We start from the raw sequence: 12,046 nt of genomic DNA, 5'->3' as shown, positions 1-12,046 counted from the left end.
AAGGTATTGGGCAGCTTGAATCGCGTCTCGACAAGAAGATTGACGATGCCAAAAAGGAACTTAGCAATAGAATGGATACGTCAGAAAGGAGATTAAAGGGGTTTATAGCGGTAGCCGTTGCCATTGGCAGCATTATCACAATCGGCAGTGTCGCTTTGATTGTTGGCTTTCTAAATTAAATCTGCTCAGTCTCGATATGACTGCTTCGCTTTTTTCCTATGTTTTCAGGCGAACTCCACGAGGCATAGGGAAGAAAATTAGCAATTTTTTTCTTTTTTCTGCTACACTTATCAAACCAGTTTTGGGTGGTACTACCATGAGACGGAGCCCCTTCCGTTTCTGCCACCCTTCCCACCATGGTAGGGGGATAAAAGACTGGGCTGGGAAATCTAATACTGTCAATGAAAAAACAGGTATGTCTTTGTATTTTTATAGCGTGTATCTTTTGTATTTCAATTCCGAACTCTGTTTTGGGGCAAGGGATTCCTCTGGCACAACAAGTGTTTCGGAAGCACAAGCAGACGTTGCAGCGTGCAGATATTCAGGAGGTTTTACCGCAGGTCCTGGAAGGCTTGAAAGCACCAGACAATCAGCGATTTTTGAATCCTCAAACTATTAATCTCGTCGTTGATGACCCGGATCTCTTACCAATATTCATACCGGACATAGATCCGAAATTCGTGGCACTACTGAAAGCGGATTGGGCACTCAAAAATTTGCTAAGGGACCCGTTGGTGCAAGAACTGCTCCAGAGCCCAGCAGCGATTGATGAACTTGCGCGTCTGTTACGGGTCGGTGGTGACGCGTGGCGAAACCTACCAGACCTTCCAGCACGACAAATTTACGATCAGGCAATGGCATCAGTCGTGTGGATTACGGACTGGATAGGTAAGGGGAGTGGCGTTTTGATCGATAGAAAACGTCGGCTTGTTGTTACAAATGAACATGTGATACGCGGTGCTGAGTGGGTCCATGTATTCTTTCCGTATGAGGGTAGGAACGGACTCGAGATAGAGGAAGGCTTCTATGTGGACAATTGGGACTGGCTGGAGAAAAATGGTTATGCTACCGAAGCACGGGTGATTAAACAAAATGTTAGGAATGACTTGGCAATACTCCAGCTCAGGCGCCTACCTTTAACTGCTCGCGAGATTGAGCATGATTTTAGCAGGAATGTTGAAGACAGCATGAAGAAAGGCGATACGGTCCATATCTTGGGAAATCCAGGGGTACAATTGTGGGACTGGGATCGAGGGGTTTTCGTCAGTGCTTGGAGAGAGTGCCTCCTAAGTGGGGGAGCTTGCTTAGAAATAGAAGCGGGTGTGCGTGGAGGCAATAGTGGGGGTCCCGTCCTCAACGGTCGAGGGATGCTTATAGGAATTGTGAGTGAAGGGAACAGAAAAACTATGACACTCGCCGCTCCTGTGAAGAACGTAAAAGTCTTGTTGAATAGTGTTCCTGCTGATTTAGTGCCCCTACCACCCCCACGAACGTACCCCCAACGGACCTTCAAGATTAGAAACCAAACTGGCGTTCCTGTGCACTATCAAATCAGATGGTCAAATAAAGAGAATTGGGAATCGTCGTCTCTTGAAACAGGTTTTATAATAACGCACCGTTCGAGTGGACAAAGCATTCCGTCAAGTTATCCGAAAATCCGGTTTGACCATATCGCCGGTGATGGACAACAAGTTACCTACCGTGTTTACAGTTTGGACAGTGCTATCGGGAACACTAACGTCGCGCCTACATATCGTTTTGCATATAACCAACGGGGAGATAGGTTAGACCTTTACCGGGATGGATTCGCAGCACCTACACGCTTAAGCGAACTTCCAAAAGAGACAGTCTTGCTATCCAACTACCCGAACCCATTTAATCCGGAAACATGGATACCCTATAAACTCTCCAAGTCGGCAGTGATTACAATCGCTATCCATTCAGCGGATGGGAAGTTGGTTCGGACATTAGGGTTAGGGCATCAACCCGCGGGTGTCTATCAGGACAAAAGCCGTGCAGCGTATTGGGATGGTAAAAACGAACTTGGTGAGCCTGTCGCAAGCGGTGTCTATTTCTACACCCTCAAAGCCGCGGATTTCACTGCTACGCGGAAAATGCTCATTGTTCGGTAAATCCTAATATCTCTCTGTAACAGGAGGAGAGAGGAGACAATTCTTAGATGGAAATACTGATACCACTTCTTATCGCGCTTATCATCCTTGGGATTGCGGTAATACTGGACAGACGCAAAAAATCACGAAAACAATCTGATACGCCTGAAACCCTTGCGAAAAGCGACAGGTCTTTATCAACGCCCAGCCGTGTAGAGCCACCAACGCCAGAAAAAACTGTACAACAAGATGGCAGCGTTGAGGATGTGAGAGCTACCCCTGAAACACCTTCACTATCGGAACCTAAATCAGAACTGAAGCCACCCTATGAAGCCACCCACTTGTCTGAAGAAACCTCTGCCAAGACAAACGAAGGGTCTTTATCAACGCCTAGCCGTGCGAAACCTCAAACGCCAGCGAGTACTGTGCAAGAAAACAAGAGCGTTGAAGATACGGAGGTTACACCTGATACATCTTCACTATCAGAACCGAAAACACCATATCATACCACCCAGCTATCTGAAACCCCTGCTAAGGTATCTGAACCTTTTAACTATTCGGACTCGTGGAAAAGAATCTCGCTGGAATATAAGGAACAGAAAGCGTGGCAGTGTGAGATGTGCCAACTCTCGTTTCGTCAACACAAATACTATCTACACACACACCATATCTATGGCACCCGGTACGACAATCTAATGGCACTCTGTATCGGTTGCCATTCTGAACAACCGGGTATTAATCATCTACTTCTGAAAGAGACATCCGACTATCAAGGCTTTATCGCGCATTATGGAAAGAAATGGAGGATGTCAAACATATCTGATTTTGAGAGAATTCGGGACAAATTTAGGGAATACGTAAAACATGAAAGTAACATCCTACGATATATTGATTTTGGAGAAGGAGCAAATTCCCCCTATATAAACTATGAGAGTGGCTATCGAAAAGAAAACAATCTACATGGTATTTGGATTAATGCCTGGATACCTCACAATCGGGACCAAATTTCTGCAGTAATTTCTATACGCGGGGATTCGCGTTATTTTCAATCACACTATCAGAAGTTGGCAGCCCGCAAAAGCAAGATTGAAAAAGCCTTTTCGTTTGAAGCTATCACTCTCAGCAAAGTGCGCGGCAATATTTATCAGTTCCGCGTGGAGAAAGAAAACGTAGATTTAACCCAAATCGCCAATTTGGATCCTAATTTTCGCTGGCTGCGTGAAACCCTTGAAAAATTGTACTGGGTGCTTCGCGTGCATGATACTTTAGGATAAGAGACTACCTGATTATCTCATACGGATATTGAGCATCAAATATTGTCAAAAAAGGGAGAATGCATGAAAATAACCCGATTCCTTACGTTTCGTCTTTTAAGCTTCATCTTAGTATGTACAAGTATTTCTATAACCGCTTTCGCGAGTATCTGGGAAAGCGGTAAAATCGTGTATACATCGCAATTCTTCGGCGATTTAGACATTTATGCTATGGGACCCCATGGAGATGATAAGACACCCTTAACCGTCTCTGCCGCAGACGATTACGATCCGACTTGGTCTCCGAATGGACAACACATCGTTTTTGTCTCTGACCGAAGTGGGCAGCCCGACCTCTATATCATGGAGGATGATGGAAGCAACCAAGAACGCGTCAGGCTCCTTTCGAGACACAGAACATCACCGACTTGGGCACCTGACGGGGAAAGGATCGCTTACGCCTTGAATCTTGAGGAAATCTATATTTGGGATTTCGCGCGAGGTTCTCCAGAATTTCTCGTTGCTGGTGCCAATCCTGCCTGGTCCCCGGATGGAAGGTATATAGCATTTCTTCAGGACGGTGCCGGGTCAGGTGCTTCAGAAGGGGCCTCTCTTTATGTCATTGATCTTGAAACACGGCGGGTCCGCAAACTCGTAGATGGCAGTCTCTCTACTGAACTCTCAGATCCTACCTGGGGACCCCAAAGCATTTATATTGTTTTTTCTTGGGTAGATACTTTTGGGGATAGCGGTATTTATTATGTCCCCCGTTGGGGTGGAGAGGCAAGGCGGATGAATTATTGGGAGGGCTATCATTTACACCACCCTGACATTTCTCCGTATGGCGGCGAAATGCTTCTGGAAGCCCACCCAGACGATTACACCCAGCAGCATATCTATAAAGTAACGCGCCGGACGAATCATTGGCATCGACTTACGTCACCCCTAAATTCAACATATAATTATGACCCCGATTGGTGGTATCCGACCACTTTCCCCGTCGAGCAACGCGACTCACAGTTCACAACGACTTGGGGGGAATTAAAAAAAATAAACGATTAACGGTGTTGGTTGCGGCATCCACAGCAATGAAAGGAGAATTTTAAACATGTTGAGACCCCCTGCCCGTCTTACCCTAGACGAATTGCTTGCGAGACGCTTGTTTCATATTCCCCCTTATCAGCGGGCGTATTCATGGCATCGCAAACAGCGAAACGATATGTTTAGTGATATTAAGAATCTTGAAGGGACTCCAGACGGTTCCCATTTTATGGCGACGGTGGTAGGATTGCGTCGCACCTCAAGATTGATCGGAGCTGACCAGTATAGCGTCATAGAAGTTGTAGATGGACAACAACGGCTCACGACACTTGTGCTGCTTCTGAAAGCGATTGAGCAGGAATTGAAATGTTTGCGGCCTGATGATGCACAAGACCTTCAGAGGATTCTTGTCAAGGGAGACGATTTAGATCTCATTCTGCTGCAAACGAATCATGATAATAGTGACTATTGTGCTGACTACCTCAGATTGGGAGAGTCCACGGATGTTTCAGATGCTCAGACACTTGCGGATAAAGAGTTGCTAAGTGCGATCCACGAGTGCAAATTTTTTGTTAATACGTGGGATGCCCCTATGGAACTATTGACAATCGTCAAGGATCAACTGTATTTCATCTTTTATCAAATTGAGAATGAGGCGGCTGTCTATACAGTTTTTGAGACTCTTAATGACAGAGGCCTTGATGTTTCTTGGTTAGATAAACTCAAAAGTCGGCTCATGGGGGTAGCTTTTGGAAACAATCCTGACAATAGCCGCGAACATATCGATGAACTTCATCGGATTTGGGGCCGTATTTATCGGACTGTTGGTCTCCGACAAGGGCTCAGCACTGAGGCACTGAGGTTTGGTGCTACACTTATATCGTCTGCTTCGCTCAGTAAACCCCTTGGTGAAGAAGGAGCTGTTAAGAGTTTCACTGAACAAGTTGGCACAAGCACGCCTGAAGCAATTACGGTTTCAAAATGGCTACTAAAGGTTACAACAGCGGTTGATAAGTTTCTGGCGGATATGAGGGGGGTCAGAGAAGCCGTAACTGAAATTTCTCAGGCACGGTTGCTAGCGGTAGCAATCCTCTTATCAGATTTTTCTGCCGATGAAAAAACACAACTTCTCAATGAATGGGAGAAAACGACGTTCCGCATCTTCGGACTTCTTGATAAGGATGCCCGCACAGGGGTCGGAAATTATGTGAGATTGGCGCGCGACATACAGAACAATTCTGAGTTAAGTGCTGATGACATTTTACAGAGAATAAGAGATCTCGGCGCGTCGTATAGCATTGACGCGTTACTCAATCAACCCGAGGACATCAATTGGTACGAAGGCTGGGAGACTGAGCTCCGATATTTGTTGTTCCGTTACGAGGAGCATCTGGCTGAACAACAGGGACAGAGGTTTGATAACGAACAATGGCGGCGCATTTGGGAAGATTCACCTTCACGTTCTATTGAACACATTTTCCCACAGTCCAAAGGTAGTCAAGTACCCTTGGAAGCCGACCAAGACGGTATTTTCGTTCATAGACTTGGAAACCTATTGCTTTTACCGCCCGGTCTCAATTCAAGACTGGGAGATAAGGATCCGAAAGTGAAGGCACCCTGCTACAGACAGACAGGACTTTTCAGTGCTTGCGATGTCGCGCAAACGATTGAGGATCAGGGGTGGGGAGAAGCCCAGATTGAAGAACGGGAGTAGTGGATGATAGAATGGATTCGTGAGAAATGGGGATAAGGACACGAAACATCATTTAGAATTAAATAAGTTTTTCAATACGCGCTGGCACAGCATTCGGAGGCAAACGTGAAAGAACTCTTGTTAGCGGATGCCCATCAGTTGTCGGCATCTCACTCTGCATACGAAGCCACCCGACAGCAGATAGAGCGTGCAGCGTACGAAACCTTCACGCTCAATGAAGCGGACTTTGACGACCTCGTTTTCATGGAAGCGAATGACGCTGTGTGGGCAAACAATCAGGAGTTGGTAGACATCTTAACGCCTAAGGAAAAGTCGCGCACGCTGAAAGAAGTCGTAGACAGGCTTTTGGAGGCATACCCCTATCAAAGCCCAATCCATGTCTTCAAACATCTCTCCGAGGACGAGCCGTGGTTTGACGGATGCTTTCTTATCAGTGCGCGGTTTGATCCGCGCTTGATGGGAGAATTGTTGATTCGACCGCTGGCGGCTTATGAGAAACCTGCACATTCCTCGAATATCCGGTTTTACCTTGAAGACGGGAATCATCGGGCATTGGTGTATGCTGTCTTCCTGCGGCTGTGTGCGGAAGTGTATCAACCGGTTCGGGTTATTTTCAGCAAAGATTGGACGCACCTCTATCCGTGGGCGCAGGTGACTTCGTGACCTTGAATTGGAGTACGATATTTTTCTCAGTTAATATTAAAACTTGCTTGTCAAATCCCTCGTATCATAATCTTGGTTTAGAGAGTGGCCTAAATTTCCAGTGGCAGTCCAGGAGGCTGTGTATAAGCATGACGAAATATCCGAATCGGGAGGCACTTCGCAAAGCTCACGATATATATCGTGATGCTATGCGTTCATTTATCATCCGATGCTTAAGAAAAGTTCGAGGCGAGCAGGTTGAAGACTTAATTCGAGATTCTTTGTCCTATGAAGAAGCAGAACAATTCAAGGAAGACCTGCAAGAACAGAACGGAAACATTGAAGCTGCAATAGATATCAAGCATTTTCCGCACATTATCAGAAAATATTGGCATCGTGATCGTGTTTTCAGTCAACAGTTTAATTCCAATTCAAAGGTCCAATATAAGACTGGAGTGATAGTGGACGGTCGAAATCTTTGGGCACATCCAGGGGTAGAGGATCTGGACGCTGAGCGCACTCGGGCAGCCCTAACTCACGTCGCTGAAGTACTCGGCGAGATCAAAAATCAAGACGCAGAGCGTGAAGTTGAAGATATCCGAGATCGGCTTTTTTCTTATGAAGAGGAAGAACACACCGCAGATGTATCTGACCAACTGGAAGTGGTAAGAGCAGAGAACGCTGACTTGAAAAAACAGCTCAATACTACATCAAGTCGATTGGAGGAAATGGAAACAGAATGGCTTGCTTCCGACGAACGCCTCACAGATATGTCAAATCTGTTGAAATCAGTGGAAGCAGAAAACGCTGACTTGAAAAAACGTCTCTTGGAAAAAGAGAATCGCCTACAGACTGTTGAATCGGAGAGTAACGAACGCATTAAAACCTTGGCCTCAACCCGAAAGGTTTCCGAGCCAAAACCCTCAATAGCGGAGAAGTTCCGTGCAGCAAACACCTTGGAGGACCGCGTGGAAATCGGGCGTAAGGTCGCTGAACTTCGTATAAATGCCCAAGGTTCAAGACCAATGAGTTGGCGCCGGATCCGTGAGAAACTCGGTCTAAAAAACGACGAATTCCACAAAGTTGTCAGGCTCGAGGACCACTTCCAAGAGTCCGTTGTCGAAAGAATCGAATCGTTCGAGGGCGGTTGGCAATACTCTGGTAAACTCAACGTTCTCCTCGGGTTTGAACCCGTCGGGGAATTGGCCAACCGCATTGAGGCGTGCAAGCTAGCACCCAAAGTTGAGCCCAAGGAAGATGCAAAGTGGTATGAATATGCAGGAGAACCCCTGAACACTCCGATTATCCGATCCATTCTCAACACATCATATCCCTGGCAGGGATCCTTGCCGATCTCATCCATTTTAGAAGTCCTTACACAATACCATCTGGAAAGAGGTGGAAGCCCTACCCAGTTGAGAGACTTTCGTACAAGCACGTATGATATCCTGTGTGAAATGGAAGCAGAAGGATGGGCAGAGCGATACAGGGAAGGTAACAAAGATTATTGGTGCCTGATATAAAAGCATTGGAAACACCAGATGAGCAGCACAAAGACAGACGTGTCGTTCACAAACAGAGTCTGAAGAAAAAACGATGATCCACACGCTACAAGACTATATCCAAAGGCTGCAAGACTTACAGAACAGCAAGCAGACTCCGCACAAACCGTTTCTCTTGTTAATAATCATGGAAATGCTTGAGAGCGACGAGCTCCCCGAAAACCGTATCCCTTTTAGAGAAATCCAAGAGAAGAAGTCTTTCTTTGCAGATCTGATAGCGGTTTTCAATAGCAGGAACACAGCGAATTGGCAACCGAGTCTCCACAATCCCTTTTTTCATCTGAAAACCAATGGGTTCTGGCACTTGGATCCCCCAGAACTGCAATCAAGACCTGCTGGGGGAACCCCTACTGAGGCGTATCTTCGCAACGCGAATGCCACTGCTAAGCTGGACGAGCGTCTTTTTGTTTTACTCGTGATGCCCCAGTATCGGGAGATACTCCGTCAGGTGCTGATCAGCACCTATTTTTCAAATATTAGGCATGAGATTGAACGGGTCATTGAGGAACACCGAACCCTCGGCTTGGAATACATCGCGGAGGACATTGAAAGCTATAGTGAACAGTTGATGCAGGACACCCAACGCCCCTTTTCAATGCAGAGAGATGTCGCGTCAATCCAAGTAGAAACCCCGGTGCGGAGTGCCGGTTTCCGTAAAGCGATCATGAAGATTTACAAGCATAAGTGTGCGGTCTGTGCGTTAGACATCCGCACGGCGATCGGTGCCAGTATCACTGATGCTGCCCATATCATCCCGTTTTCTGTTTCGTATAATGACGATATCCGGAACGGGATTTCTCTGTGTAAATCACACCACTGGGCTTTTGATGCAAGATTATTTTCTTTCAACGAAACATACCACGTCATTGTTCCACCAATTTCACACGAACATGAACCGACGGCGAGAATGTTAAGTGAGTTACGTGATAAACGTATATGGACCCCTTCCGTTGAACGACACTGTCCTGATCAGGAAGCATTGGCATGGCACCGGGAGCGGGTTATGGGAGAATAGCACTGCTGGGTATGCAGTGGATCAGGGCGAAATTTGTAATTTTCCCCTTTTTTGTGATATACTTTTCATTAACTTGGTGGATAGGAGTTTCACCTCGACACACCCTTGTGTCGAGTCCTATCCAACTTCGTGAAACAGGTTGCATGCCGAGTTGCCAAGGGAAGCTCGATTTAACTTTAACATTCCACTGATGGATAGCCAACTATTAGAAATGGAGCGGTCTATGATTGCAAAACAGATGGCACGACTCGGTGTTTTTCATATCCAAGAAGCCATCATCTCAGTTTTAGAACAAGAAGTGGTATGATGAATCACAGACATGAAAGAGATTACTCTTCGTCCGGTTGTGCGGTTTACACAAAAGGCGTAGAAGTAGCAGACATTGAGAAGATGTTGGCATTCGCTTACGCATGGTGGAGCGGTGGATTAGAGTGATGAGGGTGAACCTAATATTTTTTCTCTCCTTCGTTAATTTGGAAGGAAGGTGCAAACATGGCTGTAGACATAAAAAAAATGGTTGACGCAATTTGTAATCTGACCGTTCTGGACCTTTGTGCACTGGTTAAAGCCCTAAGGAAGAAATTCGGATTAAAGACATCAGACACAATTAGATCGGATCTCAACGAACCTGAGGAGGCAGACGCAAGTGAAGATGGGTCTACTGAAGCTGCAGAAGAATCAACCAAATCTGAAAAGGAATCAAAATCAGCCCTTGATGAACCAGGCGATGAGATTGAAGATACGGAGGCAGAATCAGTTGTGGAAGAGTCTGCTGAAGTTACAGAGGCAGAGGCAGTTGCAGAAGAGTCAATCAAATCTGAATCTGACTCATCGTCAGTTGAACCAGGCGATGAGCCAGGTGATGAACCTATCGATGAGATTGAAGATGCGGAGGCGGAGACGGTTGCGGATGGGGCTACTGAAGTTGAGGAAAAGTTAAAAAAATCTGAGGAGGAATCAAAACCTGCCCCTGATCCTTCATCTGTACCAGACCCGGGTCCATCAGCTAGAGTTCGTAAACCTTCACCTGTCAAACGTTTTAAAGGTAAAGACTTTGCTTTTGTATATGCGTGGAGGTATTTTGGTGATAAAAGGCATGTGAAAATTGGCGAAACTACGAAGAAATCATTTCATAGTCGATATGTTAAAACCTATCATCCTACTGATGATCCGATATTGATTGGTATTTTTAAGTGTAATAACAAACCTCATGCCCAAGATGTTGAGACTTATATCTTGAAGAAATTAACACGGACGCGTCCAGATATCCAGGGGCATGAATGGGTAAAAATTGACGAGGCGTTTAATAAGATGATTGATGACTCATTTATATCGGATCCTGATGAATTGAAGAAGATATTTGGCAGCAACATAAAAACAGAGAAATTGTAGAACGAAAATTTTCAAGTCCAAAATTACTTATTGCGTTGTAAATTATAGGAGGATTGAAGTGCATACGCTTATTTAGACCACAATTTCGCAAAGTTAAGATAAGGTTTTTCGTTGAAATTCCTTAGGTGTCAAATATCCTAACGCCGAATGTGGGCGTTTCTGATTATAGACGTGTATGATAAAATGCCCGATGTGCTCGCGAGCCTCGTGGATGTCCTGATACTCTCTGAGGTGAACTTCTTCCTCTTTGAGGGTGCGGATGAGTCTTTCAGCGTGTCCGTTCTCCCAGGGGCGTCCCCGCCGTGCGAGAGAAATCTCAACGCCGTATGCCTTGAGCGCGGCAACATAAGCGTTTGAAAGATACTGCGCGTCTTGATCGGAATGGTGTATCTCCGGGACGCTTCGGTGCAGTGCTGCTTCCAAGGGTTTCAAGGTCAGTGGCTGCGTCAAATGTGGACTGGCCTGCCATCCTCGGATCATGCGGGTAAAGACATCCATGAACAGTGCGAGATAGACGAAGTGTCCCTTGAGTCGGACGTAAGTCACATCGCCGACCCAGACCTGATCGCATCGACAGACCGAAACGGTCTTCAGGTGATTCATCCACGGACGCAGACCGTCAGTGGAGTGGGTCGTTTGGCACGCACGTTTGACTGCGACACAGAGGTTGTCTTCTTTCATCAATCGGGTAACACGCCGATACCCAACGCGGTATCCCGTCTTCAGCAGTAAGTGCGTAATACGTCTATATCCGTAGGTCGGATACTGCGCAGCTAACTTCTCTATTTCTGCTCGCAGAACGTCTTCAGACGCGTCGATTTTCGGTTGATAATAGAAGGTACTCCGGGTGAAACCCAGCACCTCGCAAATCTCTCGCACTGAGTGCTGTGTCCGTAATGCCTCAACGATTCGGCATTCTTCAGACGGAATCAACTCGAGAAAGTCAATGCTTTTTTTTCGATGTCTAACGCCACGGTTAACCGTCCAACGAGCTGCTCAAGGTGAGCAATACGCTCCGCCACCTCGCTCGACTGCTGATCCGTAGCGTCAAAGAGCGTCGCTATACTTAGGTTATGGCGGCGACACAACTCCGCTTGGGAAGTTTCACCGCGAAGTGCCTCCAGCACAACTTCTGCTTTAAACTCAGGGGTAAATCTTCTGTGTTTCGCCATCGGAATGCTCCTTTGAAGTAGATTGTCATTGTAGCACAATCTTGGTTTAGGGAGTGGTCTCAATTTCCGATGGCAGTACATTAATAAACTTAGGACTTACGCAATAATGTTTGACATAACCTCATAGAAGGGGTAATATGTTCT

Annotated in this window: 10 protein-coding genes; 8 read left to right on the top strand and 2 right to left on the bottom strand. The window is 46.2% G+C overall.

The genetic code is table 11. The features are described 5' to 3' along the window. The first annotated feature begins 1,367 nt into the window (after positions 1-1,367). The 8 genes from F4X55_00665 (at position 1,368) to F4X55_00630 (ending at position 10,730) form a co-directional block, all read left to right on the top strand. Positions 1,368-2,132, top strand: a complete 765-nt coding sequence (locus F4X55_00665; GenBank protein MYC39523.1) for a T9SS type A sorting domain-containing protein — start codon at positions 1,368-1,370, stop codon at positions 2,130-2,132. Positions 2,133-2,179: 47 nt separating this feature from the next. After that, positions 2,180-3,385: a hypothetical protein gene (locus F4X55_00660; protein ID MYC39522.1), complete on the top strand. Its 1,206-nt coding sequence runs from the start codon at positions 2,180-2,182 to the stop codon at positions 3,383-3,385. A gap of 63 nt (positions 3,386-3,448) precedes the next feature. Next, positions 3,449-4,426, top strand: a complete 978-nt coding sequence (locus F4X55_00655) for a hypothetical protein (GenBank protein ID MYC39521.1) — start codon at positions 3,449-3,451, stop codon at positions 4,424-4,426. A gap of 46 nt (positions 4,427-4,472) precedes the next feature. Continuing rightward, on the top strand, positions 4,473-6,119 hold the full coding sequence (locus F4X55_00650; protein MYC39520.1) for a DUF262 domain-containing protein: 1,647 nt from the start codon (positions 4,473-4,475) through the stop codon (positions 6,117-6,119). Positions 6,120-6,224: 105 nt separating this feature from the next. Continuing rightward, a complete protein-coding gene (locus F4X55_00645; protein ID MYC39519.1) occupies positions 6,225-6,782 on the top strand; it encodes a hypothetical protein in 558 nt (185 codons plus the stop codon). Positions 6,783-6,910: 128 nt separating this feature from the next. Next, positions 6,911-8,284: a hypothetical protein gene (locus F4X55_00640; protein ID MYC39518.1), complete on the top strand. Its 1,374-nt coding sequence runs from the start codon at positions 6,911-6,913 to the stop codon at positions 8,282-8,284. A gap of 73 nt (positions 8,285-8,357) precedes the next feature. Further along, the gene (locus F4X55_00635) at positions 8,358-9,338 is read left to right on the top strand and encodes a hypothetical protein (protein ID MYC39517.1); all 981 of its coding nucleotides are present in this window, start codon (positions 8,358-8,360) and stop codon (positions 9,336-9,338) included. Between the two features lie 492 nt (positions 9,339-9,830). Next, positions 9,831-10,730, top strand: coding sequence for a hypothetical protein (locus F4X55_00630; protein MYC39516.1), 900 nt, complete (start codon positions 9,831-9,833; stop codon positions 10,728-10,730). Between the two features lie 93 nt (positions 10,731-10,823). On the opposite strand, the gene F4X55_00625 is transcribed toward F4X55_00630, so the two are convergent. Continuing rightward, positions 10,824-11,678 carry an IS3 family transposase gene (locus F4X55_00625; GenBank protein ID MYC39515.1) on the bottom strand — a complete coding sequence of 285 codons (855 nt, stop codon included), beginning with the start codon at positions 11,676-11,678 and terminating at the stop codon, positions 10,824-10,826. Next, positions 11,660-11,983, bottom strand: a complete 324-nt coding sequence (locus F4X55_00620) for a transposase (GenBank protein MYC39514.1) — start codon at positions 11,981-11,983, stop codon at positions 11,660-11,662. The genes F4X55_00625 and F4X55_00620 overlap by 19 nt, the downstream gene beginning before the upstream one ends. Positions 11,984-12,046: the final 63 nt, after the last annotated feature.

Source organism: Candidatus Dadabacteria bacterium, from assembly GCA_009840385.1.
In the GTDB taxonomy this organism is placed as follows: domain Bacteria; phylum Desulfobacterota_D; class UBA1144; order Nemesobacterales; family Nemesobacteraceae; genus Nemesobacter; species Nemesobacter australis.
This window is presented reverse-complemented; position numbering and strand designations above follow the sequence as displayed.